The sequence below is a fragment of the Pseudoalteromonas sp. SCSIO_11900 genome (genome assembly GCF_000576475.1).
Classification (GTDB): Bacteria; Pseudomonadota; Gammaproteobacteria; order Enterobacterales; family Alteromonadaceae; genus Pseudoalteromonas; species Pseudoalteromonas tetraodonis.
Map to the genome: position 1 here is coordinate 1,210,690 of NZ_KK070023.1, position 24,187 is coordinate 1,234,876.

21 protein-coding genes are annotated in these 24,187 nt (G+C 39.7%); 15 read left to right on the forward strand and 6 right to left on the reverse strand.

Going from position 1 to position 24,187, the window contains the following annotated elements:
• Positions 1-9: 9 nt before the first annotated feature.
• On the reverse strand, positions 10-2,484 hold the full coding sequence (locus tag BG00_RS05585; protein WP_036981085.1) for a penicillin-binding protein 1A: 2,475 nt from the start codon (positions 2,482-2,484) through the stop codon (positions 10-12).
• Between the two features lie 131 nt (positions 2,485-2,615).
• On the opposite strand from BG00_RS05585, the gene BG00_RS05590 reads away from it, so the two are divergent.
• From BG00_RS05590 to BG00_RS05630, 9 genes are all read left to right on the forward strand, one after another.
• Positions 2,616-3,695 (forward strand): pilus assembly protein PilM, encoded by a 1,080-nt coding sequence (locus tag BG00_RS05590; protein WP_036981089.1) that lies wholly within the window; start codon positions 2,616-2,618, stop codon positions 3,693-3,695.
• The gene (locus tag BG00_RS05595) at positions 3,683-4,255 is read left to right on the forward strand and encodes a PilN domain-containing protein (RefSeq protein WP_036981091.1); all 573 of its coding nucleotides are present in this window, start codon (positions 3,683-3,685) and stop codon (positions 4,253-4,255) included. The genes BG00_RS05590 and BG00_RS05595 overlap by 13 nt, the downstream gene beginning before the upstream one ends.
• Complete coding sequence (locus BG00_RS05600; RefSeq protein WP_036981094.1) at positions 4,245-4,847, forward strand: type IV pilus inner membrane component PilO; 603 nt, start codon at positions 4,245-4,247, stop codon at positions 4,845-4,847. The genes BG00_RS05595 and BG00_RS05600 overlap by 11 nt, the downstream gene beginning before the upstream one ends.
• Complete coding sequence (locus BG00_RS05605; RefSeq protein WP_036983362.1) at positions 4,847-5,383, forward strand: pilus assembly protein PilP; 537 nt, start codon at positions 4,847-4,849, stop codon at positions 5,381-5,383. The genes BG00_RS05600 and BG00_RS05605 overlap by 1 nt, the downstream gene beginning before the upstream one ends.
• The gene (locus BG00_RS05610; protein ID WP_036981096.1) at positions 5,370-7,460 is read left to right on the forward strand and encodes a type IV pilus secretin PilQ; all 2,091 of its coding nucleotides are present in this window, start codon (positions 5,370-5,372) and stop codon (positions 7,458-7,460) included. The genes BG00_RS05605 and BG00_RS05610 overlap by 14 nt, the downstream gene beginning before the upstream one ends.
• 447 nt (positions 7,461-7,907) lie before the next feature.
• Positions 7,908-8,426: a shikimate kinase AroK gene (aroK, locus tag BG00_RS05615; RefSeq protein ID WP_008466255.1), complete on the forward strand. Its 519-nt coding sequence runs from the start codon at positions 7,908-7,910 to the stop codon at positions 8,424-8,426.
• A gap of 29 nt (positions 8,427-8,455) precedes the next feature.
• Positions 8,456-9,526, forward strand: coding sequence for a 3-dehydroquinate synthase (gene aroB, locus BG00_RS05620; protein WP_036981098.1), 1,071 nt, complete (start codon positions 8,456-8,458; stop codon positions 9,524-9,526).
• A complete protein-coding gene (locus BG00_RS05625) occupies positions 9,527-10,843 on the forward strand; it encodes an AAA family ATPase (protein WP_036981100.1) in 1,317 nt (438 codons plus the stop codon).
• A 53-nt stretch (positions 10,844-10,896) separates the two neighbouring features.
• On the forward strand, positions 10,897-11,748 hold the full coding sequence (locus tag BG00_RS05630; RefSeq protein ID WP_036981101.1) for a Dam family site-specific DNA-(adenine-N6)-methyltransferase: 852 nt from the start codon (positions 10,897-10,899) through the stop codon (positions 11,746-11,748).
• Here BG00_RS05630 and BG00_RS05635 read toward each other — a convergent pair.
• On the reverse strand, positions 11,711-11,896 hold the full coding sequence (locus BG00_RS05635) for a DUF2970 domain-containing protein (protein WP_008115053.1): 186 nt from the start codon (positions 11,894-11,896) through the stop codon (positions 11,711-11,713). The genes BG00_RS05630 and BG00_RS05635 overlap by 38 nt on opposite strands.
• A gap of 4 nt (positions 11,897-11,900) precedes the next feature.
• Entirely contained in the window at positions 11,901-12,200 is a 300-nt protein-coding gene (locus BG00_RS05640) for a hypothetical protein (RefSeq protein WP_036981103.1), read from the reverse strand.
• Positions 12,201-12,497: 297 nt separating this feature from the next.
• Between BG00_RS05640 and rpe the strand changes: the two genes are divergently transcribed.
• Genes rpe through trpS form a run of 3 tightly spaced genes read left to right on the forward strand, consistent with a single transcriptional unit; the run spans position 12,498 to position 14,884 of the window.
• Positions 12,498-13,181, forward strand: coding sequence for a ribulose-phosphate 3-epimerase (gene rpe / locus BG00_RS05645; RefSeq protein ID WP_036981104.1), 684 nt, complete (start codon positions 12,498-12,500; stop codon positions 13,179-13,181).
• Positions 13,181-13,846: a phosphoglycolate phosphatase gene (locus BG00_RS05650; protein WP_036981107.1), complete on the forward strand. Its 666-nt coding sequence runs from the start codon at positions 13,181-13,183 to the stop codon at positions 13,844-13,846. The genes rpe and BG00_RS05650 overlap by 1 nt, the downstream gene beginning before the upstream one ends.
• 33 nt (positions 13,847-13,879) lie before the next feature.
• Positions 13,880-14,884, forward strand: coding sequence for a tryptophan--tRNA ligase (trpS, locus tag BG00_RS05655; RefSeq protein ID WP_036981109.1), 1,005 nt, complete (start codon positions 13,880-13,882; stop codon positions 14,882-14,884).
• 172 nt (positions 14,885-15,056) lie between these two features.
• Here trpS and BG00_RS17985 read toward each other — a convergent pair whose 3' ends face one another.
• Together BG00_RS17985 and uvrA are read right to left on the reverse strand one after the other, a co-directional pair.
• The gene (locus tag BG00_RS17985) at positions 15,057-15,419 is read right to left on the reverse strand and encodes a hypothetical protein (RefSeq protein ID WP_253861353.1); all 363 of its coding nucleotides are present in this window, start codon (positions 15,417-15,419) and stop codon (positions 15,057-15,059) included.
• Positions 15,420-15,842: 423 nt separating this feature from the next.
• On the reverse strand, positions 15,843-18,668 hold the full coding sequence (gene uvrA, locus BG00_RS05665) for an excinuclease ABC subunit UvrA (RefSeq protein ID WP_036981112.1): 2,826 nt from the start codon (positions 18,666-18,668) through the stop codon (positions 15,843-15,845).
• A gap of 163 nt (positions 18,669-18,831) precedes the next feature.
• Between uvrA and BG00_RS05670 the strand changes: the two genes are divergently transcribed.
• From BG00_RS05670 to BG00_RS05680, 3 genes are all read left to right on the forward strand, one after another.
• Positions 18,832-20,199 carry an MFS transporter gene (locus tag BG00_RS05670; protein WP_036981115.1) on the forward strand — a complete coding sequence of 456 codons (1,368 nt, stop codon included), beginning with the start codon at positions 18,832-18,834 and terminating at the stop codon, positions 20,197-20,199.
• Between the two features lie 20 nt (positions 20,200-20,219).
• Positions 20,220-20,909, forward strand: a complete 690-nt coding sequence (ssb, locus tag BG00_RS05675) for a single-stranded DNA-binding protein (protein WP_036981118.1) — start codon at positions 20,220-20,222, stop codon at positions 20,907-20,909.
• Positions 20,910-21,277: 368 nt separating this feature from the next.
• Positions 21,278-22,924, forward strand: a complete 1,647-nt coding sequence (locus BG00_RS05680; RefSeq protein WP_036981121.1) for an EAL domain-containing protein — start codon at positions 21,278-21,280, stop codon at positions 22,922-22,924.
• A gap of 29 nt (positions 22,925-22,953) precedes the next feature.
• Here the strand turns inward: BG00_RS05680 and BG00_RS05685 are convergent, their stop codons facing one another.
• Positions 22,954-23,862, reverse strand: a complete 909-nt coding sequence (locus BG00_RS05685; RefSeq protein WP_036981123.1) for a 1-aminocyclopropane-1-carboxylate deaminase/D-cysteine desulfhydrase — start codon at positions 23,860-23,862, stop codon at positions 22,954-22,956.
• Positions 23,863-24,187 lie beyond the last annotated feature (325 nt).

A 24,187-nucleotide genomic window follows, 5' to 3' on the forward strand; every position in this document is an offset into this window, starting at 1 on the left:
TCACTATATTTAAAATAGCTCTTCTTCAGTTTTAGTGTTTTCTTCAAATATATCATTTGGTTGTGATAACACATACTTGGTAGGAGCGGTGCCTTTTTCAAAGTATTCAAAACGGCTGGTGTAATCGTTTTTATGACTTAATAACCCGGTTTCTAAATCAATACGAATAGAAACTAAGCCTTCAGGTGGTTCGATTGGCGCAGCAGGTTTACCATCCAGTGCAGCGCGCATAAAATCAACCCATGCAGGCTGAGCTGTTTTTGCGCCTGACTCAGCACCTGATATTTGACCACTTCCTAAGTTGTTATTGTAGGTTGAGCGTCCCAGTGTATTACCTGGGTTATCAAAGCCAACCCAAACTGATGTCATCACATCGCGGTTAAAGCCACTAAACCAAGTATCTACAGAATCATTAGTCGTGCCTGTTTTACCAGAAAGATCGCGACGTTTTAGCGCTTGTGCACGCCAGCCTGTTCCACTCCAACCGGTTTTATGTGACCAGCTACCGCCACCCCAAATAGCACTATTCATTGCGCTGGCAATTAAAAATGCATTTTGTTTAGAGATGATCTGCGGCGCACAATTTGGTGCTACGTGCTCACCTAGCATTGGCGAGCTAGGTGTTGTCGTTTCATCATCACAAATAATGGTGGGATTGGTTTTAAATAACGTATTACCCATTGCATCTTGGATTTGTGAAATAAAGTACGGCTCAATTAGGTGACCGCCATTAGCAAAAGCACTCATCCCACGAGCTAATTCAAGCGGCGTAATGGATGCACTGCCTAATGCCAGTGACTCACTACGATTTATATCTTTATCGTCAAAACCAAATTTTAATAAATGATCGGCTGTTCTTTGCAGTCCAACGCCCCTTAATAAGCGTACGGAAATTACATTCTTAGATTGGGCTAAAGCACGACGAATGCGAATTGGACCATTATAAATAGCTGGGCTGTTTTTTGGTCGCCATGCAACGCCTTGGCTCTTATCCCATTGATTTATAGGAGCATCATTTAAAATTGACGCTAGTGTGTAGCCTTTTTCAAGCGCAGCTGAATATATAAACGGCTTAATATTTGAGCCTACTTGGCGTTTAGCTTGTACAGCTCGGTTGTATTGGCTTTGTTCAAAACTATATCCACCAACAATGGCTTTTATGCGCCCGTCTTGTGGGTCTAAAGAAACAATGGCGCTCGCCGCTTCAGGTATTTGACTTAAAATGTAGCTATTATCGTCATTTTTGCGCAGCCATATTTGCATGCCTGGGGTTAATATATCGCTTGCTGTTTCAGGCGCAAAGCTTTGGCGGTAGCGTGTAATAAACTTACGTGCCCATTTTAGGTTATCCCAAGTAAGAGTTGTGCGCTCGCCGCTTTTAAGTATAACTTCAGCGCTTTTATCGCTCACGCTTAACACCGCAGCCGTTTTTAAAGGGCCAAATTCATTAACAGCTTTTAAAGTATTTAATAATTTCGACTGCGTTAATGGCGGCTCTGTTTGCGGATCCCACAATATGGCTTCAGGGCCTCTAAAGCCATGGCGCATATCGTAGGCATGTAGGTTATTAACTAGAGCTGTTTGTGCTGCTTTTTGAACATCTGATTCAACAGAAGTGTACACTTTAAACCCTGAGTTATAGGCTTTATCTATACCGTAGCGTGACACCATTTCTGCTCGTACCATTTCTGAAATGTACGGCGCATATAAGTCAATTTCAGCTCCATGAAAATACGCGGTAATTGGTTGGTTAGTGGCTTCATTATACTGCGCTCTTGAAATATACTTCTCTTCAAGCATTCTTCCTAACACCACATTTCTTCTTGCTTTAGCACGTTCTGGATTACGAATAGGATTAAGTGCTGAAGGAGCTTTTGGTAAACCAGCAATCATTGCCATTTGCGCAAGAGTTAACTCTTTTAGTTCTTTACCATAATAAACTTGAGCCGCAGCACCAATACCAAAGGCACGATTTCCTAATTCTATTTTATTTAGGTAAAGCTCAAATATTTCATCTTTTGAGAGGAGGTTTTCGATATGAATGGCAATAAATATTTCTTTTACTTTACGAATGTAGGCTTTTTCTCGTGTTAAAAAGAAGTTACGAGCTAATTGCATGGTAATAGTACTGGCACCTTGCTTTTTCTCACCAGTAGAAATAAGTACTAGTGCTGAGCGCACAATACCAATTGGATCAATACCGATATGATCGTAAAAGCGGTTATCTTCAGTTGCCAAAAAAGCCTGCAATAAAGGCTGGGGAATTTGATCTATAGTTACAGGGATCCGTCTTTTTTCACCAAATTGGTTGATTAAAAGCCCATCTTTAGTAAATACTTGCATAGGCGTTTGTAATTGCACGTTTTTTAAAACTTGCACGCTGGGAATATCGGATTTAACGTAGTAATAAAGGCTGAGCAATGTAATTAGTGCAAGTAATGCACAAAGGATCAAAAATTGTAAAGTTCTTTTTAATAAAATCACTGATATTTCCCTAAACGGACTCCCAATTACTGGTTGAGACTGCTAGTATATATTGATTAAAAATTGAATAATATTTTTTAAGATATAAATTATAACTTGTTTATTATTAAAGCAAAGGCAAAGTTGCAAACATGCTAAGTCAACTAATAAAAAAACCATCACCAATGATGGTAGGTATTGATATTGGATCGCACTCTATCAAGGCCGTACTTTTAAGTGAAACAGAAACTGGGCTTCGACTAGAAGCACTTGCAATTGAACCTATGCCAAAAGGCGCCATGAGCGAGCGTAATATTCAAGATATTGAAGCAATTGGTAATGTGATAATCAAGTTAAAACGAAAGCTACCAAAGTCGCTAAAATTCGCGTCTGTTGCCGTCTCTGGGCAAACCGTGATTACCAAAGTTATTTTTATGGATGTTTCCTTAAGCGACGCTGAATTAGAGTCGCAGATTGAAATTGAAGCCGACAGCTTAATTCCTTACCCACTAGATGAAGTGAGTCTTGATTTTGAAAAGCTCTCTATAAATAGTGCTGACCCGAGCAAAATAAATGTACTGCTCTCTGCCGCTAGAACCGAAAGCGTTGAAGCCAGAGTCGGTGCGTTAAGTGCTGCGAATTTAACCGCAAAAGTAGTGGACGTTGAAAGCTATGCACTAAGTCGCGCTATGGATGTTTACTACCAACAGTTACCATCAGATGCATATGACAAAACGGTTGCAGTGGTTGATATTGGTGCTGTACTCACCTTGGTGAGTGTAGTGCAATCTGGTGAGACAATTTATACCCGTGACCAAGTATTTGGTGGCGACCATTACACAAATAGTATCGTTGCTTACTACAACAAAGGCTTTGATGAAGCTGAAATTGGCAAAACAACCGGTGATTTACCTCCAAACTATACATTTGAAGTGTTAGCTCCTTTTCAAACATCGTTACTCCAGCAGGTTCGTCGTGCTGTTCAAATGTTTTTAACTACCACAGGTAAAGAACAATTGGACTATATTGTATTGACGGGCGGCTCAGCGATGATTAAAGGCATTGATAGATTGCTGATTGAAGAATTAGGAATACACACAGTTGTTGTTGAACCATTTGATAAGATGGAAATATCCCCTAGAGTTGATCGTAATATAATACAGCGCCACCGCACTCAATTTGCAATTGCGACTGGCCTGGCGTTGAGGAGCTTTTCATCATGCCACATATAAATTTATTACCTTGGCGTGAGCTACAGCGTGAGCAGTCTAAAAAGAAATTTATAACACTTCTTATGGCTGTGGTTATCGTCTGTTTTGCTGGTATGTATATGCTGAGTATGTTTTATGGTGCTCTAAAAGAAGGGCAAACGTTAAAAAATAATTATCTTAGTTCAGAAATTACAACGCTCGACAATAAAATTCGCGACATACGTGATTTAGACAAGAAAAAAGAAAACTTACAACAACGTATGCGTTTAATTGAAGAGTTACAAAGTAGCCGTAATTTAGGCACCCAAATAATGGATGAAGTGGCAAAAATAGTGCCTGCAGGGGTTTATTTAACCAAGCTGGAGCGCAAAGGTAATCAAATTCAAGTGTTAGGCAAAAGTGAGTCTAATAATCGTCTATCTACTATGCTCAGACAGGTACAAAGCTCTTACTTATTAGAGCGCCCGACTATGCAAGGTATTGTTGCCGGCGATCAATCTTCACGTTTACTCAGCGATTTTAATATGGAGTTTTACGTAAAACCATTTGGCAAAATAGGTGAGGTACGTAATGAACCTTGATTTTAAATCGTTTACAGAAATCGATTGGAATGAAATCGAGCTCGATAACATCGGTGAGTGGCCCGTTATTGTAAAAGCAATATGCGTAACTTTTGTAGCTTGTTTGGTGTTGTTTTTTAGCTACAGTTTATTAGTGTCGGATGAAATAGACAGCTACCACAATGCCGTTGCTAAGGAAATTGAGTTACGCACAACCTACCGAACTAAATATGCAGTTGCCAGTAAGCTTGATATTTATCGTGAGCAAATGGTTGAGATGGAAGATAAATTCTCTCAATTATTAAAACGCCTACCTACTTCAAATGAGACGCCAGGATTATTGGACGACCTTTCTTATGTGGGTACAACCAGCGGGTTAACATTTTTAAAAATTGGTTGGTTGCCAGAAGTTGAAAAAGAGTTTTATACCGAGTTGCCAATTAAAATTGAGGTGGTAGGTACTTATCATGAGTTTGGCGAATTTGTAGGGAAAGTGGCTCAACTACCAAGAATTGTCAGTTTACATGACTTTTCTATTTTATCATCTGGCGAAAAGCAGCTAACATTCAGTGTAGTAGCAAAAACTTACCGTTATGAAGAGGGGGTGAGATGATGAAGCAGCTTCTCTTTTTAACCACCGCGATGTTGCTGCTCAGTGGCTGTAACGAGGATACATCGGAGCAAAAAGAATTTATTGATCAGGTTAAAGCAAATACCACGGCACGTATTGAAAAAATACCTGAGCTAGTTAAGTTTGAGCACTTTGAGTATAACGCCAAAGACTTACGTAGCCCTTTTGTAGCACCAGAACCAGAAATTATTCAAAACAAGCTAACACAAGTTAAAAACTGTCTTCACCCAGACCCAGAGCGTGTTCGTCAGCCACTGGAGAAGTACCCATTAGATAATTTAGCAATGAGGGGCACAATAGGATCGAACGGCAAAACATGGGCGCTCATTACAGCTGCTGATGACACCTTGCACCGAGTAACAATAGGAAGCTACTTAGGCACCTATGACGGAAAAGTAAGCAGTGTTAATAGTGACTATATTGAATTAGTAGAATTAATCCCGGATGGGTCAGGTTGTTGGAAAGAACGTTTGACCAAATTAGAAATGTTAGAGGCGGCAACCAATGGCGCAAATTAATAAGAAAAAAGGTATACCCTATATGCATAAAGGTGAGTGTTCGCATCATCGTATTTTATCTGCTTTATTGTTTGTTTTTTTACTACTAATGACAAAAGCCGTAAGTGCAGCCCCTTTACTCTATGACGTTCGATATAATCCATTGCTTAAAGGTGAAACCGAATTACAGCTAGTTTTTGATGAAGAGTTGCAGCAGCAACCAGCAGTACAAGTTTTTAATAGCCCTGCAAGAATAGAGCTTCTATTTGATGGGGTAGAATTAGATGAAGGGTTGACGAATATCGCTATCAACCAAGCTGGTATCAGTAACATCACGAGTATGATGACCAGTGCGGGTTTAAAAGTGACCATTAACTTGGACCGATTAAAAATTTATGAGACTGAAGTAAACAATAATTTAGTTTCTATTAGAATTTCAGATAACCCACTTACAGAGCAAATTTTAACAACCAGCGAAGATGAGCCTGCTTACACGTCTAATTATATTAACGGTATTCAAGCAATTGATTTTCGACGTGGAGAAAAAGGTGAAGCGAAAGTACTTGTTTATCTACAAGATACTCAGGCAGCTGTAGAGGTGCATGAAAGCGGTGGAAAAATCATTGCCGAGTTTCATCATACCGATATTTTAGATGATTTATTGTATGAATTAGATGTACTTGATTTTGGTACTGTGGTGAGCAGTATTGAAACGTTTAAAGAAGATAACCTTACACGTTTAGTGATTGAACCAAACACTGCATTTGCCTATACCTATCAGCAAATTGAGAATATTTTTACCTTAACGGTTGAGAAAGATGAAACGCAAAATGCCTACTTAGATGGTGGTAAAGAGTACTTGGGTCGTCCTATGACGCTTAATTTTCAAGATATCTCTGTTCGTGCTGTATTACAGATTATTGCCGGTTACAATGATTTTAACTTGGTAACAAGCGACTCAGTGACAGGCAATATTACTCTTCGCCTTGATGGGGTTCCGTGGGATCAGGCGTTAGATGTCGTGCTTAGAATAAAAGGCTTAGACAAACGCATGGACGGTTCTATTTTAATGGTTGCACCATCTGAAGAGCTGGCTGCCCGTGAAGCAAAAGAGTTAAAAGCTAAACAGCAAGTTGAGGATTTAGAGCCACTTTACAGTGAATACATCCGCTTAAATTATGCAAAAGCAGAAGACTTTGCCGACTTATTAAAAACAGATACCAATAGTATTATTACAGCCAGAGGGAGCGTGTCTGTTGATCAACGTACCAATACGTTATTAATGAAAGACACTGCAAAAAGTATTGAAAGTGTTCGTCGTATGGTCGAAACTTTAGATATACCAGTTAAACAAGTAGTTATTGAAGCGCGTATGGTAACCGTACGTGACAACGTTAAAGAAGATTTAGGCGTACGTTGGGGGTTTAGTGATCAGCAAGGCTCAGACGGTGTTTCTGGCACATTAGAAGGAGCTGAAACGATTTCTAATGGTAATATTCCTAGTCTTTCTGATCGACTTAACGTTAATTTACCAGTGGCGAATCCATCGGCAAGTATAGGTATGCACATTGCTAAATTGGCTAACGGAACATTAATTGATTTAGAATTAACCGCCCTTGAAGAAGAAAACAAAGGTGAAATCATTGCAAGCCCACGCATTACTGCTGCTAATCAGCAAAAAGCGCGTATTGAACAAGGTACTGAGATCCCGTATGTGGAGTCAGCTTCAAGTGGTGCAACAACTGTAAGTTTTAAAAAGGCGGTACTAAGCCTAGAAGTGACACCTCATATCACACCCGATAACAAAGTTATTTTAAATTTAATCATTACTCAAGATACCCGAGGGGATACGGTTCAAACAGGTACAGGCCCAGCGGTTGCCATCGATACGCAACAAATTGAGACTCAAGTACTCGTTGAGAATGGACAAACGGTAGTGTTGGGTGGTATTTTCCAACAGCAAATTATTAATTCGACCAAAAAAGTACCTTTATTGGGCGACCTTCCTTACGTAGGAAGACTATTTAAAAGCACAAGCGAGTTCAATGAAAAGCGCGAACTGCTGATTTTTGTTACACCTAAAATCCAAATAGACTAAATATTTAAGCTATCTAGGTTGAATACCAGCCTAGATAGTATGGGTATGTAATTTAGTTATCGTGGTGTGAACACTCCCTATAAATGTACAATAAGACAGTATATAATTTTGATCATGTACTGTACTGCGGATGTATTTAAGGCTGCGTTTATGTTGTTTGTAATTCAGGCTCTTGTAAAGTTACCATGCAAAAGCTTTCATGAAGCAACAATGTAGTAACCTTAATTGCATAAATTTTAACCCTAGAAGATAAACTTGCCTATAATAAGGTGCTTTTTTGTTAACCAGTGGGTAATTATTTAGTTTAATTGCTCGTTATATGGCTTTTTATCCTAATTGACTTGAAATACCCGACCGATTACTGAGATAATCCCTTTCTTAATTTTGGGGCCAGGTCGTTAGGCGGGGTTTTATTTCAAATTTTAGAGTTCGTTTGTACTAAAAGATATGGCTGAGAAACGTAATATATTTCTAGTTGGCCCCATGGGGGCTGGCAAAAGCACGATTGGTCGTCACATCGCTGACCAATTACACCTTGAATTTGTTGATTCTGATCAAGAAATCGAACGTCGCACGGGCGCAGATATTGCCTGGGTATTCGATCTTGAAGGTGAAGAAGGCTTTAGACTTCGTGAAGAATCTGTTATTGGTGACTTAACCGAAATGCAAGGTATTGTACTTGCAACCGGTGGTGGTTCTGTAATGAGTAAAGAAGTTCGAAACAAGCTTTCGGCTCGCGGTATTGTTGTATACTTAGAGACACCGATTGAAAAGCAAGTTGCACGTACGCAACGCGACAAGCGTCGCCCATTACTGCAAACAGAAGAAGCACCTCGTGATGTACTTGAGCGCTTAGCAGAAGAGCGTGAACCATTATATAAAGAAGTAGCTGATTTTGTTGTACGCACTGATGAGCAGAGCGCGAAAGTTGTTGCTAACCAAATCATCGAGAAATTGGATTTTTAAAAGCCAGTATTAAAAAGGACTAACCCAGCATGCTTGAATTAACTGTTAATTTAGACGAGCGAAGTTATCCTATTTATATTGGTCAATCTGCACTTCAAGATACAGGCCGTCTAATCCATCACATTGGTGATTGTCGGCCTATCATCATTACTAATGAAACGATTGCACCGCTGTACCTTCAACAGTTGCTTGATTCATTAGCACAGCTAAACCCACTGCATTTTATTATTCCAGATGGTGAGCAATATAAATCACTCACTTGGTTTGAAAAAATATCGGCATTCCTACTTGAGAATAATTGCGGCCGTGACACCTGCTTAATTGCATTAGGTGGTGGCGTTGTAGGTGATTTAACTGGATTTGTTGCTGCTTGTTATCAGCGTGGCGTCCCATTTATCCAAATACCAACCACTTTATTATCTCAAGTTGATTCTTCAGTTGGCGGTAAAACAGCGGTTAATCACCCGCTAGGTAAAAATATGATTGGGGCTTTTTATCAACCCCAAGCTGTATTTATTGACACACGTTCGTTGCATACCTTACCAACACGCGAGTTTGCTGCAGGTATGGCTGAAGTTATTAAGTATGGCTTGATTTACGATACTGAACTGTTTGCTTATCTAGAGCATAACATCGCTAAATTACAACAATTAGACGAGGCGTGTTTACAGCACATCATCTTCAGATGCTGTGAAATTAAAGCGCTTATTGTTGCACAAGATGAAAAAGAGCAGGGCCTTCGTGCGTTGTTAAATTTAGGGCACACGTTTGCGCATGCTATTGAAGCGCAAATGGGTTACGGTGTTTGGTTACATGGAGAAGCGGTCGCGACAGGTATGGTGCTTGCTGCAAAGCTTGCTTATACTCGCCAAGATTTAACACGAGAAGATGTAGAGCGTATTGCTACATTAATAGCACAATATAGCTTACCAATCGAGATACCTAGCGATATGACCAGTGAGCACTTTTTACTGCATATGCGAAAAGATAAAAAGAATAAAAAAGGGACTATCAGATTCATTTTACCCACCGAATTTGGTCAATGTGCATTAGTTGATGATGTGTCTGATGAGCAAGTCAGAGCATTGATCGAGCAATAAATGCAGTCACAAATTTTACCGAGCCGTGCGGCTTTGGTGGATAGAATCGCATTGCAATTTGAATATGGTCAAAACCTAATTGTTTTGTTGGGCACTTCTGGTTTAGGTAAAAGCTATTTGCTTGAAACCTTCATCACTGATAAATATAACGATTTTAATAAAGCGTTTGTGCAAGTTGGCGCTCAAATGACTGATGTGCAATTGATGACTCAATTATTAGAGCAAAGCTTTAATGGCCCTTTAATTGATCACAACCTGAGCTTATCACAAAATTATTATCAATTAGCGAAGCAACAACAATGCGGCGCGTGTTTATGGGTTATCGATGGCGGCAGGCACTTATCTGATGAGCTAATTGCAGAGCTCGAGCTGTTATCAAAAAATGCGCCCAATGTGCTTTACATTATGATTGCATCGCAGTCTAAATTGCCGTTTAAAGAGGCAGTTAATATTCATTTAGAGCCATTAAACTTGGTTGAAAGTAAGCAGCTAATGGGATGGTACTTCACGGCGCTACCTTATGATGAAGACCCTGTATTTAAAACCTTTTTAGTTGAAGCCCAAGGTAACCCAAGTCTTTTATTAGCCTGGCAGCCTAGCGAACAAGTTGCTGATATTATAGTAAAAGACAAAGTATCTTGGCGCTTACAGTTGCTCACACTATTACTCATAATTATGTTATTGATTATTGGCGTTGTATACAAAGCTGATATGACCCAATGGTGGAAAAATGCTAATAGTCAAAGCGATGAGCAAGTCCTCACAACCGCTATTACAACCGAGCAAGCTATTCAAAATAAACAACAACCGGCTAAATCACCAACCCTGTTTACCTCACCACAGCCTATAACTAAAGAGCCAACTACAGATGAGCGTGCCCACAATGACGTGCCAGCAATTGTAGGAAGTTTAACTGAGCCATCGACTTTAACTGAACAAGAAAAGCCAGCACCGCCGCCGGTTGAAGAAGTCATTAGCGTACCTGAGGTGGTAAAGCAGCAAAGCCAAATGGTAAAAATACCTAGTAACTGGTACCTGGAACAACCTGAAGATAATTTTGTTATTCAGCTATTAGCCGTAACTCAGCAGCAGGTAAGCAATGAGTTTATTGCTGAACATAAGCTAGAAAGTATTATCAATACATACCAAACTAAGCGAAATGGTAAAATGTGGTGGGTGGTAACAACAGGCAGTTTTGCTAACTTAAATGAGGCAAAACAAGCACTGCAAGCACTCCCCGCTGGAGTAAGAAAAAATAAACCTTTCTATAAAAAAATTAGCAAAATAAAACAAGAAATTGCACGAGTTGATCAGTAAACTCAGTGACTTTAGTGTAAAATCGCGCAACACCGAATTGAAGTAAAGAGCCAATGCAGCAAAAGAGTAGAGCCTTCCTTAAATGGGCAGGCGGAAAATACAGCCTCGTTGAAGATATTAACGCGCGACTAAATCAAGCAAGTAAACATGCAGATACCTTGGTTGAACCTTTTGTTGGTGCGGGCTCAGTGTTTTTAAATAGTAATTTTAAACACTACGTACTTAACGATATAAATGCTGATTTAATCAATTTATATAAAGAGCTTAAACGTTCGCCGGATGAGTTTATTAGCGATGCAAAAAAACTATTTGTTGATTTAAATAACCATCCAGATGCGTATTACGATTATCGTGTGCAGTTTAACCAAAGCAGCGATGTGTATGAGCGAGCTATTTTATTTTTATATATGAACCGCCATGGTTATAACGGATTATGTCGCTATAACTTAAAGGGCATTTTTAATGTGCCTTTTGGTAAATATAAAAAGCCTTATTTTCCTGAAAAAGAAATGTACTTTTTTGCCAGCAAAGCACAAAAAGCAACATTTACCTGCTTAGGCTACGATGATGTATTTAAACTGGTCCCTAAAAATGCGGTGATATACTGCGATCCGCCCTATGTGCCATTAAGTAAAACCGCATCGTTTACCTCTTACGCTAAAGGCGGATTTAACTTAGATGATCAGGCTAATTTAGCTAACTTGGCTGAGCAAGCGGCATTTGAGAATAACACGCCAGTCCTTATTTCAAACCACGATACCGTGTGGACACGCAAAATTTACAGTCAAGCATCACTGGATAAAATTCAGGTTAAACGTACGATTAGTCCAAAGGGCGGTTCACGAAATAAAGTGGATGAGCTAATGGCTATGTATTTAGCACCGAAGTCACGGTTGCATAAATAGCCAGTACAAATAATACAAACAGTACTACGGCAATAGCTATCAGCGTAATTGGAGAGTGGTACTTAAAGTCTGTTTTGCGCTTATCTTCAGATTGAACACCAAAAAATGCAGCCAGTACGCTTTGTAACGCGCTAAAAAAGTGCTGCATTTAATTAAAATAATGGCTTGATTGAAGAGGGTTTGTGTTTGTCATCAGTACCCGTTAACAACTCTAGCAAGTCTAAGTAATGAAACTGAGCGCTACGGCTATCACCTGTTAACCAAGAGGCCCAAGACGAATCCTCTTCAATTTGAATGCAACGGGTTGCGCTATTATTAATAGCGTTGGTTTGCTCTTTATGAAGACAAATGTTGGCAGAGCTTAAATCTTGCTCAGTATTTGAGTAAAACGATATTGCTCCAATAATAACACTTACCGACGTGATTAATAATCCAATTTTAAAAGCACGCATGATATAAACCTAATAATTTAGTTCTTCGCGCAGCATAACAAAAACTGCTTAAATAATACACTTTATTTTTGTTATTGTTTATTTGTATTGTGTTTTAAATACTGAGTGGCACCCGCTTAAAAACTGACTCTGTTTTTAATTATAAAGCCTACATCCTCAGCAGGTTATTCTTTTTCATGAATAGCCGCAATAAGGCTTTAACATTACTTATTTGGCGCTATTTTTAAAGGTGCTACTTGGGTAACTTCGCTAATTAAGTTACATTAACGGCATAAATTATTCATTAACGGATTAGCGATGCTCAACTGTGAACAAAAATACTTAATAGCGCCCTCAATATTATCTGCAGACTTTGCACGATTAGGCGAAGATGTCGACAAAGTGTTAGCCGCTGGTGCTGATGTCGTTCATTTTGATGTAATGGATAACCATTACGTACCTAACTTAACGATTGGCCCAATGGTATGTAAAGCACTTCGCGACTACGGGATTAAAGCCCCGATTGATGTGCATTTAATGGTAAAACCGGTAGATAGCTTAATTCCACAATTTGCCGAGGCGGGTGCATCAATTATTACCTTCCATCCAGAGGCGAGCGAGCATATTGACCGTACTTTGCAATTGATAAAAGATAAAGGTTGTCAAGCAGGCTTAGTGTTCAACCCTGCAACAAGTTTAAGCTACCTCGATCACGTAATGGATAAAGTAGATGTGATCTTATTAATGTCAGTAAATCCTGGGTTTGGTGGGCAAAGTTTTATTCCACAAACACTCGAGAAACTGCGAGAGGCAAAACAACGCATTGTTGAATCTGGACGTGATATTCGTTTAGAAGTAGATGGTGGTATTAAAGTAGATAACATAGCCGCGGCGGCTGAAGCGGGAGCCGATATGTTTGTTGCAGGCTCAGCTATTTTTAATCAGCCTGATTATAAAACGGTGATTGATGAGATGCGTCAGCAATTAGAAAGTGTTAAATAATGAAATATGAAGCAGCGTTTTTTGACTTAGACGGCACCCTAGTTGATAGCGTGTACGACTTGTATATGGCTTTAAATTTAACACTTAGCGATTTAGCGTTTCCAATTGTCAGTCAGCGATTAGTTGAAAGCTGGGTAGGTAATGGCATTGAGGTGTTAGTTAAACGAGCTCTTTGCGGCGATATGCAAATTAGTGAGCATCTCGATGAGGCTTTAAGCGAACGAGCTACCAACCTGTTTTATCAACATTACAGTGAGCAGGTCGGTGAATACAGTGTGTTATATCAGCATGTTGAAACTGGTCTTGCTGCTCTCAGTGGTATGCCTAAAGCACTTATTACTAATAAAGCACGCCGCTTTACTGAAATGCTTTTAGATAAGCTCGCAATTCGCAGTCATTTTGAAGTGATTGTTTGCGGTGATGACATGGCAAAAAAACCGTCACCTGAGCCGCTATTATTTGCTTGCGATGCATTAAATATAACGCCTGATAAAGCGATTATGATTGGTGATTCAAAGAGTGACATACTCGCAGCGCAAGCCGCTAACATTGACGTGATAGCGCTTACTTATGGGTATCACCAGGGAGAGCAGTTAGCGGATTATAATCCGCAGTACCTATGCGATAACTTCTTAGCTATAATACCGACACTAACACAGCGTTAAGCATATTTAATTAAGTAAAAATAAAGGAAAATCATGAGCAAACCAGTAGTATTAAGTGGCATGCAGCCAACCGGTGGTATGACAATAGGCAACTATGTTGGCGCTATTAACCAGTGGGTTAAGCTACAGGAAGAATATGATAGCTACTTTATGCTTGCAGACTTGCATGCAATTACCGTACGCCAAGACCCTGAATTATTGCGTGCTCGTGTACTCGATGGCGTTGCGTTATATACGGCATGCGGTATTAACCCAGAAAAAGCGGCGTTATTTGTACAATCTCAGGTACCTGAGCATGCGCAACTTGGCTGGGTATTAAACTGTTATGCGCAAATGGGTGAGCTTAATCGCATGACCCAGTTTAAAGATAAGTCGGCAACGCATGCTAATAATATTAATGTGGGGTTATTTGCTTATCCAGCTTTGCAAGCGGCTGATATTTTACTGTACCAAGCAGACAAAGTACCTGTAGGTGAAGATCAAAAACAGCACCTTGAACTAACGCGTGATATTGCAACCCGCTTTAATAATGTTTACGGCGATATTTTTACGCTGCCAGAACCGTATATTCCAGAATTTGGTGCGCGAGTAATGAGCCTGCAAGATCCACTGAAGAAAATGTCTAAGTCAGATGAAAATCCAAATGGCTTTATTATGATGTTAGACGAGCCGAAAAAGATTGAGAAAAAGCTTAAAAAAGCAGTTACCGATTCTGACGAGCAAGCGCGTATTTACTTTGATCGCAAAGAAAAGCCAGGTGTATCTAATTTACTTACACTACTAAGTGTGGCAACTAAGCGCTCAATTGAAGAGTTAGTCCCTGAATACGAAGACAAAATGTATGGCCATTTGAAAAAAGACACCGCAGCAGCTGTTGTCAGCATGATTGAGCCAATTCAAACACGTTTTAAAGAAATTCGTGAAGATCAAACACTTCTTAATGACATCATGAGAGCAGGGGCTGAAAAAGCCGGCGCGCGTGCAGAAACTACATTAAAAGCAGTTTATGATGCGGTTGGGTTTATTACACGCCCATAGGCTCGTTTATTTGCAGATACAAAAATGCCGCTAATTTAGCGGCATTTTTTGTATTTTAATGTTTTGTAGCAGAAATACCGGCAGACTCACAGGCTCTAACTATAAATTTATAACCGTAAGGCATGCTTTGATCAGGCGTTATTTCAATAATTTCGTAATCATTTAGCTCTATTCACTTACTCTCTGTTGATTTCTTACAGCGTGAATAACTGTCTGCTTCATAACTATAGGCAAACATGGCAATTAAGCGCTTACTATGTTCAAAGTAGCCTTTAGTATCTAAAAACTGCCTAACCGTTTGAGTGTTCTCATCTTCGCCTTCTAAGCGAATACCAAATGTTTTTGTCTGAGCGCCGTCATCGTCTGAAGAGGGAAGTTTTTTCTTTATTTGCTTACTCAACTTTTCTATGGCTTGCTCTTGTTCAGCGGGGGATTTATTTGCGAGCGATTGGCTATTTTCAAAGCTATTTACTATATCGTTTAATACTTTTTCAGGCGGTTTTTCATCAATAAATGCAATCAGACTTACAAACACTACCGTCGCTAAAAACAGCGGGTTAATGCAGTTAGAAGTGGTGAGTAGCTTTGGCTAATAAACTTTATGCGATCAGATCCAAATGGCTTGATTAGTAATACTGGCATAAATACCAAAATAAGTGCTTTACCGGCGGGTGAATTCCAGAGCTGATTAAACTTAGGCCAAAATTCTATGATCAGCGCAATAATAGTAATAGTGGCACATAGCCACGTTAACTTAAAAATGGCTAGGGTTATAAACGCAAGCAGATAAAGTTTTTGCGCGGTGTTAAGGTTAAACCATATGCTTTTTATATGGCTAAGCAGTTTAACTTGGTGTGGTTGCCAGCTTTTTTGCTGTTGCTTAAACTGCTTATTAGCACGCCATTTTGCAATTTTAAATACCTTAACACCGACTTTCCTTATCTAAAGCGTATTACCGTTATTTATTTAATAACGGTTTTAAGTAGTGCCCAGTATGAGAGCGCTGGCATTCAGCCACCTCTTCAGGTGTACCTGCAATCAGTATTTCACCGCCGCCAGCACCACCTTCAGGGCCTAAATCAACGATCCAGTCGGCTGTTTTGATTACATCTAAATTGTGCTCAATCACTACAATGGTATTGCCATGATCGCGCAGACGATGCAGTACTACTAATAACTGCTCTATATCTGCAAAGTGCAGGCCTGTTGTTGGCTCATCTAATATGTATAGCGTTTTACCGGTATCACGCTTAGAAAGCTCACGTGCTAACTTAATTCGCTGTGCTTCACCACCAGAAAGTGTTGTAGCTGCTTGGCCTAAACGGATATAAGAAAGTCCAACATCCATCAGGGTTTTAAGTTTACGTGCAATAGCCGGTATTTTATCAAAGTAGTCATGGGCATCTTCAACGGTCATGTCGAGCACTTGGTTGATGTTTTTGCCTTTATATTGTACTTCTAAGGTTTCGCGATTATAACGTTTACCCTTACACACATCACACGGTACATAAACGTCTGGTAAAAAGTGCATTTCTACTTTAATAACGCCATCACCTTGGCATGCCTCACAACGCCCACCTTTAACATTAAAACTAAAGCGACCTACTTTGTAACCACGTGAACGGGCTTCTTGAGTACCTGCAAATAGCTCACGAATACCAGTGAAAATACCAGTATAAGTGGCAGGGTTTGAACGCGGTGTGCGGCCAATAGGACTTTGGTCAATATCAATTACTTTATCAAAGTGCTCAAGGCCTGCAATTGATTTGTAAGGTGCCGCTTCTGCGGTTGTGGCACCATTAAGCTCAGTGTGAGCGAGTTTAAATAAGGTATCGTTAATGAGTGTAGATTTACCCGAACCAGATACGCCGGTAATACAGGTCATTAAGCCAAAAGGTATTTTTAAATCAACATTTTTTAAGTTATTACCAGTAGCACCAAACAGTTCTAACCATTTCTCGTTAGTAGCATGGCGCTCTTTAGGTACTTCTATTTTACGCACGCCCGATAAAAACTGGCCGGTAACCGAGTCTTTGCTTGCTAAAATATCATCGCGTGTACCTTGAGCAATAACATGGCCGCCATGTACGCCAGCACCTGGGCCAATATCAATAATATGATCAGCGGCACGAATGGCGTCTTCATCGTGTTCTACAACAATAACGGTGTTACCTAAATCACGTAAATGAACTAAGGTTTTCAATAAACGGTCGTTATCACGTTGGTGCAAACCAATTGAAGGTTCATCCAGTACATACATAACACCCACTAACCCAGCACCAATTTGACTCGCTAAGCGAATACGCTGTGCCTCACCGCCTGAAAGTGTGTCGGCGCTGCGCTCAAGTGATAAGTAATTTAGACCTACATTTATTAAGAACGATAACCGGTCGCGAATTTCTTTTAGTATCTTCTCGGCGATTTGGCCTTTTTGCCCAGTCAAATGCAAACCTTCAAAAAAGCTCATCGCCTCACCAATACTCATATGCGTAATGGTTGGCAAGTTAGTTTGACCAATAAATACATTGCGTGCTTCTTGGCGAAGGCGCGAACCTTTACAACTAGGACACGCTTGACTAGTTTGATACTTAGCTAGCTCTTCACGCACAGAGTTTGATTCAGTTTCGCGGTAGCGGCGGTTCATATTATTTAACACGCCTTCAAATACATGATTACGTGTAATTAAATCACCGCGGTCATTACGGTAATTAAATGCAATTTTAGTATCACCCGAGCCATCTAGAATAATTTTCTTATGTTCTTTTGCAAGCTCTTGATAAGGAACATCTAAATCAAACTCGTAATGTTGTGCAACTGCTTGCAACATTTGATAGTAGTAAAAGCTGCGTTTATCCCAACCTTTAATTGCACCGCCAGCTAAGCTTATTTCAGGATTATGGACCACGCGATTAGGGTCAAAGTATTGTCTTACGCCTAAACCATCACAGCTTTGACAAGCCCCTGCAGGATTGTTGAACGAAAATAAACGCGGTTCAAGCTCTGTCATCGCATAGCCACAGGTTGGACAGGCAAAATTTGCTGAAAACAGCATTTCTTCAGCATTGCTATCGTCCATAAACGCAATGTTGGCAACGCCGCCTGACATTTCAAGTGCTGTTTCGAATGATTCCGCGAGACGTTGTTGCTGGCCGTCTTTGACTTTAAAGCGATCAACCACGACTTCAATTGTGTGCTTTTTATGTAGATCTAGTGATGGTGGATCAGATAGGTCGCACACTTCGCCATCAATACGTGCGCGAATGTAGCCTTGGCTTGCAAGCTGCTCTAATAGCTTTACATGTTCGCCTTTACGGTCTTTAACAACAGGCGCCAAGAGCATTAACTTTGTGCCTTCAGGCAGCGCCAGTGTGGTATCGACCATTTGGCTGATTGTTTGCGCCGCGAGCGGTAAATCATGAGTCGGACAGCGAGGTTCGCCAACGCGTGCAAACATCAAGCGTAAATAATCGTAGATTTCAGTAATAGTTCCCACGGTTGAACGTGGGTTATGCGAGGTTGATTTTTGTTCTATGGAAATAGCAGGAGAAAGGCCTTCAATATGATCTACATCGGGCTTTTCCATTAATGACAAAAACTGCCTTGCATAAGCAGAGAGTGATTCAACATACCGGCGTTGCCCTTCTGCATACAGCGTATCAAATGCAAGTGATGACTTACCTGAACCAGATAAGCCAGTAATAACAATTAGTTTATCACGTGGGATGGTTAGGCTGATGTCTTTTAAATTGTGCGTGCGGGCGCCTCGGACTTCAATGTTTTCCATGCTATCTCGTTTATTGCCAAAATTATTTGTTCAGTATCGCATAATACGCTGCAATATTAATCCTTGATCATCGAAAAAATCCTTAGTTATAGACGATTAATTATTGCCAAGCTTGTGATAGAATCCTTGCCTAATTTTTTAACACAGTAAGATCACGCAAATAATGACCGCATCTTCACTTAATTCACGAGAAAAACGCGCCGCCGTATCGTTAGCGAGTGTGTTTGCATTTAGAATGCTCGGCTTGTTTATGCTGATGCCTGTTTTAGCTATTTATGGTCAAGAGCTTGAAGGCTTTTCACCTATCTGGATTGGTTTTGCAATTGGTGCGTATGGTTTAACTCAGGCCGTATTACAAATCCCAATGGGGAGACTTTCCGATAAAATAGGTCGTAAAAAAGTCATAGTCGGTGGTTTGGCGGTGTTTGCTTTAGGTTCGGTAATTGCCGCTTTGGCAGAGTCTATTCAAATGGTGACGGTAGGGCGTGCGTTACAAGGCATGGGAGCTATCGCCAGCGCATTATTAGCGTTTGCATCAGATTTAAGCCGTGATGAACAGCGCCCCAAAGTGATGGCGGTGATCGGCATGAGCATCGGCATGAGCTTTGCGTTTGCGATGTTATTAGGGCCGATAGTGGCAGCTTCATGGGGCATTGCAGGCGTATTTTGGCTAACGGCTATTTTGGCTGTGTGTGGTATTTTTATAGTCACTATGCTCGTTCCCAGTGCAATAAATAAAGCCCCTAAAGGCGATACGCTTGCCAGTTTTAGTGACATCAAAAAATTGATTAAACACCCACAGCTGGCACGTTTAAATGTAGGCGTATTATTGCTGCATCTAACATTAACGACTATTTTTGTAGTATTACCAAGCCAATTAATTAAAGATGGCTTAGTGGCCGAAAACCATTGGCAGCTTTATATTCCGGTTTTATTTTTGGCGTTTTTTTTAATGGTGCCAGTAATGATAGTGGCAATTAAAAAAGAGAAAGAAAAACAAGCCTTTATTGGTTCTGTTATGGTTTTAATAGTTAGCATGTTAAGTATGTCTATGTGGGCAAACAGCGTTGTTGGTATTGCAGTTTGTATGCTGTTATATTTTGTTGCGTTTAACTTTTTAGAAGCCACTATGCCGGCTCTTGTGTCGCGTATTGCTCCAGCAAGCCAAAAAGGCTCAGCCATGGGGGGGTATTCATCGAGCCAGTTTTTAGGCGCTTTTTTAGGCGGCATGCTTGGCGGGTATGTAGCACAAACAACTAGTACGCAAGCTGTGTTTGCGGCGGCGGCACTTGTTGGGGTAATATGGCTTATTATTGCGTGGAAAATGCAAGTCCCACCGAAAAGCAAAGTTATTAGTTTAATGACCCAATTAGATTCTGAAGAGCAGGCACAAACACTGGCTTCTCAGTTAGTTGCTTTACCCGGCGTAATAGAAGCAACCGTAGTTCGCGACGAAAGCCGCAGCTACTTAAAGATTAATGATAAAGAATTTGACCTAGACCAAGCCCGAAGAGTGGCTGGTTTAATCTAACGTTTATAGGAGATGGTTCCATGGCACGCGGTGTGAACAAAGTAATTTTGGTTGGTAATTTAGGGCAAGATCCTGAAGTTCGTTACATGCCTAATGGTAATGGTGTAGCAAATATTACCTTAGCAACTTCAGATAGCTATAAAGATAAAAACACTGGCCAAATGGTTGATAAAACTGAGTGGCACCGTGTGGTATTTTTTGGCAAGTTAGCTGAAATTGTGGGTGAATACTGCCGCAAGGGATCACAAATTTACGTAGAAGGAAAACTTCAAACCCGTAAATGGACTGATCAACAAGGCCAAGAAAAATACACTACAGAAATCGTTGTTGATGGCTTTACGGGTCAAATGCAAATGCTAGGTGCACGCGGTGGCGACCAACAAGGTGGTGGTTATCAAGGTAACCAAGGTGGTCAACAAAGTAGTGGCTATCAAGGAAACCAAGGCGGGCAACAAAGCGGTGGTTATGGTCAAAATAACCAAGGCCAAAATAACCAGCAAGGCAGTTATGCTCCACAGCAGCAATCTGCACCTGCTCAGCAGCAAAACAACCAATACCAGCCACAGCAGCAAGGTGGTTTTGCACCACAACAAAATAGTGCACCACAACAGCAAGGCGGGTTTGCACCTAAGCCACAAAATGCACCGCAAGGTGGCGCATCAAACCCTATGGAACCAACAATCGACTTTGATGACGATATCCCGTTCTAGACAAAGACAAAACGTCAAATGTTGAAAAATAATCTTAAAAGCCGCTATTAAGCGGCTTTTATTATTAAAAAAATGACCGTATTCCATTTCTACAGTTTTTAAATCTGAATAAATACTTCCTAAAGTAAACATATGAATGTGTAAAAAGCACTGTGATACTGGTGTTTTTATTTTTTAAGCCAAGCCCTCCTTTGTTCAAACTAATATATAAATAATGACAGCTGTTTAGTTAACTAATTAAAGGCTAAATATAATGTTTATAACATTAAGTACTAACTTTTAAACCTCTGCTAAACTTTTATTGTTGGCTTGTACAATTGCAAATAGTAGACAACACTTTAATAACTTATTTGATGTGCCGGTGGGTTATGAAAGCCAGTAAATTTCACTTTACCAATTATTCAAATGCTTTGTTTTATGCTCTGTGTATCGCCTTGCTAGTGATTATTAATAGCGGTTTAAGTTTGGTTTTACAGCATCAAAACGAGCAAGTTGGTTTAAAGCTAGCGAAGCAATTGCAACAGCCATTGGCCAATGAAAATCAACTTATTGCAAATACGCCTTTTACGCTCGCCCCTAATAAAAACTCTATTTATATAGAAAAACAAAAACATTATTTTAGCGCTAACTCAAAAGGAATTTTGCTCTACTCATGGCCAGTTTGGTATAGCTATAGCTATTTGTTTTTAATAATAAACGCGTTTTTTTTGCTCGCTATGCTTTGTATTCGACGTTTTAAAAAGCCTAAAACAATAAAAAACAGCACAATAGCCTCTAAACGTCAGCAGCACTTTAATAATAAGAAAGTGCGTTATGCACCCAAAGTGAGTTCTTTACAGCTCGCTCCAATAGCGACAACTAATGTGCAGGAAGCAATTAAATATAATGTATTTGCACTTATTCAGTGTGAATGTCATTTTGATGCAAACACTGACTTACAAGCGACCTTTAAAGTCTTATTGGCAAAAGACTTTATTAATACGACTGAAATATCCGTTAAGTTATTAACTGCAGGCAATTTCGCTTTTACTCTCAAAGGGATTGATGCAATTGATAAACTCAATTGCGCTAAATATTTACATCAATGCATTGTAAGTGCCGCTCATGTATTGGCGCCAAGAACTGCACAGAGGCATGTAAAAGTAGGTTTATGTACTTATTATTCAGAGGCTGATCAGGTTATGGTGTATCAGTTGGCAAAGTCGGCGCTTACTCTTTCACAGCAAAATCGAGTTAAGCATTATCACCAATTAGGGTTAAATTATGGTCATGTCCAAAAGCTCGATAGACACTCAATACCACAACGAATTAAAAAGCAAAAATTGGCTATTTTATTTCAACCAGTATACGAGCTCGATAGCGGCGCTATTATTAAGCATTACGTATCAATTAAAAGTAATGACAGGGGAAATAAACAATTACTTAATCAAGAAAGTATCAGTCAATTTTATAACGAAGGTGAGGCGCTATTGCACGATCAAGCGGTAGTTATGCAAGTAAAAAAACTATTGCTTATAGATAAATCATCGTCAGTTATTAGCATTAAGTTACATCCTAAAAACTGGTTTAATAACGAGTTTTGGAGCTGGTTAACTGCTTATATCAATGACTTAAAAAACCAACATACACTGCAATTTTCTATAAATGAATCAGAATTCTTAAATAATCAATTACGTTTGCAAGGCGCTTTTGCAGCAATAGCGGCACTAAACTGCAATATTGTAATTGATGATGTGAGAAGCAGTAAAAATATCTTTAAGTTTACGCTTAATAAACAAATATCAGGGCTTAACTTAGCTTCTGAACTTGTCCATGGGATAGAGCGCAGTAATTCACAACAAAAATACGTTAAGGGGATTGTGCATATGGGTAGATTATTGAGCTTATCAGTATTTGCACTTGATGTGGAGACGCCTCAGGAGCTACAACTTTTAAAAGTAATAGGCATTAGCGGCGCGCAAGGAGGATATTTTTCTAAATTGCTCCCCAATTATACTCAAGTCGCATTTCACTAATGCTAAGCAATTAACAAGTTAAATATACTCTACACTAATTTGCGATATTTTAGCCCTTCTAAACCTTGCAACCCACCAGTATGTATTGCAATAATTTTGCTGTTAGGGGCAAAGTAATCATTATTGATGAGCTGCCAAAGTGCGTACATCATTTTACCGCTGTAAATAGGCTCCAAGGGTAATTGATGTTGCTGCTGCATGTGTTGGCAAAACTGCCATAACTCAGCTGTAAAACGACCATATCCACCACCGTGAAATTGCGTAAGTAGTTGCCAGTTATTTTGTGATTTTGCTTTAGGGCTAAGAGCACGTATTTCGTCCCGCAGGTAGTCGGCTTGCTTTAAAACAGCAATCCCTAGTAGGTTGATTTTATTTGAGCTGCCCTCTATCAATCCAGCCAAGGTGCCGCCACTGCCAGTTGGACAGATTAAGTAGTCGTGCTCAGGTAAACTCTGGGCAAGCTCTTTACATCCCTCTATAGCAAACTCGTTAGTGCCTCCTTCAGGTAGAATGTATGCGTTTGGAAAGCGTGCCTGTAATGCGGCTAAATAGGCTTCATCATGTCGTTGTTTGTACTCTATACGATTGACGGCATGTAACTGCATACCACATTGCTGTGCAAATTTTAGAGTAGGATTATTTAGATCAAGCTGTGGGCCGCGCACAATTGCGTGGGTTGTTAAGTTAAACTCTTTACCAGCAGCGGCGCACGCATGAATGTGATTTGAAAAGGCCCCACCAAATGTAAGTAATTCAGATTTACCCAGTTGTTGCATACGAACTAAATTGTATTTGAGCTTTCGCCATTTATTACCACTGATAAGTGGATGCAATAAATCATCGCGCTTAATAGTTAAAGTTATTTTTTTGTCTGTTAGTAATTCACTGGTAATTGTTTGTAAATAGCTATGTTCATTAATACTGAATGGTATTGGCATTATCACTCTTTTTCATTAGTTACATTATGAATGTGCTGTGTAATAGCGTTATTTTGACTCAGTTTTTATTACTTAAGCAAACTAAAAAATATGAATACGCGGCTAAATTGGCATCTTATATAGCGTAAAACGCAGATAAATCTCGGTGTTGTTAAATAAATTAGCTATTTAGTACAAATGAAACGGTTATTTACTGGCATGAAACGGGATAATAGTTGTAAACTGAGATAATAAATGAACAAAGCTTGTGTTTTGTGCTTCAAGTACATAGCATAAGGTTTTATTATAAAAAATAATAATAACCAAATAACTGCCGCTTTTTTGG

Bases quoted from the DNA above. Each gene is read 5' to 3' on its own strand.
- BG00_RS05590 (WP_036981089.1), top strand. From the start codon at position 2,616: ATGCTAAGTCAACTAATAAAAAAACCATCACCAATGATGGTAGGTATT.
- BG00_RS05595 (WP_036981091.1), top strand. From the start codon at position 3,683: ATGCCACATATAAATTTATTACCTTGGCGTGAGCTACAGCGTGAGCAG.
- BG00_RS05600 (WP_036981094.1), top strand. From the start codon at position 4,245: ATGAACCTTGATTTTAAATCGTTTACAGAAATCGATTGGAATGAAATC.
- BG00_RS05605 (WP_036983362.1), top strand. From the start codon at position 4,847: ATGAAGCAGCTTCTCTTTTTAACCACCGCGATGTTGCTGCTCAGTGGC.
- BG00_RS05610 (WP_036981096.1), top strand. From the start codon at position 5,370: ATGGCGCAAATTAATAAGAAAAAAGGTATACCCTATATGCATAAAGGT.
- aroK (WP_008466255.1), top strand. From the start codon at position 7,908: ATGGCTGAGAAACGTAATATATTTCTAGTTGGCCCCATGGGGGCTGGC.
- aroB (WP_036981098.1), top strand. From the start codon at position 8,456: ATGCTTGAATTAACTGTTAATTTAGACGAGCGAAGTTATCCTATTTAT.
- BG00_RS05625 (WP_036981100.1), top strand. From the start codon at position 9,527: ATGCAGTCACAAATTTTACCGAGCCGTGCGGCTTTGGTGGATAGAATC.
- BG00_RS05630 (WP_036981101.1), top strand. From the start codon at position 10,897: ATGCAGCAAAAGAGTAGAGCCTTCCTTAAATGGGCAGGCGGAAAATAC.
- BG00_RS05635 (WP_008115053.1), bottom strand. From the start codon at position 11,896: ATGCAGCACTTTTTTAGCGCGTTACAAAGCGTACTGGCTGCATTTTTT.
- BG00_RS05640 (WP_036981103.1), bottom strand. From the start codon at position 12,200: ATGCGTGCTTTTAAAATTGGATTATTAATCACGTCGGTAAGTGTTATT.
- rpe (WP_036981104.1), top strand. From the start codon at position 12,498: ATGCTCAACTGTGAACAAAAATACTTAATAGCGCCCTCAATATTATCT.
- BG00_RS05650 (WP_036981107.1), top strand. From the start codon at position 13,181: ATGAAATATGAAGCAGCGTTTTTTGACTTAGACGGCACCCTAGTTGAT.
- trpS (WP_036981109.1), top strand. From the start codon at position 13,880: ATGAGCAAACCAGTAGTATTAAGTGGCATGCAGCCAACCGGTGGTATG.
- uvrA (WP_036981112.1), bottom strand. From the start codon at position 18,668: ATGGAAAACATTGAAGTCCGAGGCGCCCGCACGCACAATTTAAAAGAC.
- BG00_RS05670 (WP_036981115.1), top strand. From the start codon at position 18,832: ATGACCGCATCTTCACTTAATTCACGAGAAAAACGCGCCGCCGTATCG.
- ssb (WP_036981118.1), top strand. From the start codon at position 20,220: ATGGCACGCGGTGTGAACAAAGTAATTTTGGTTGGTAATTTAGGGCAA.
- BG00_RS05680 (WP_036981121.1), top strand. From the start codon at position 21,278: ATGAAAGCCAGTAAATTTCACTTTACCAATTATTCAAATGCTTTGTTT.
- BG00_RS05685 (WP_036981123.1), bottom strand. From the start codon at position 23,862: ATGCCAATACCATTCAGTATTAATGAACATAGCTATTTACAAACAATT.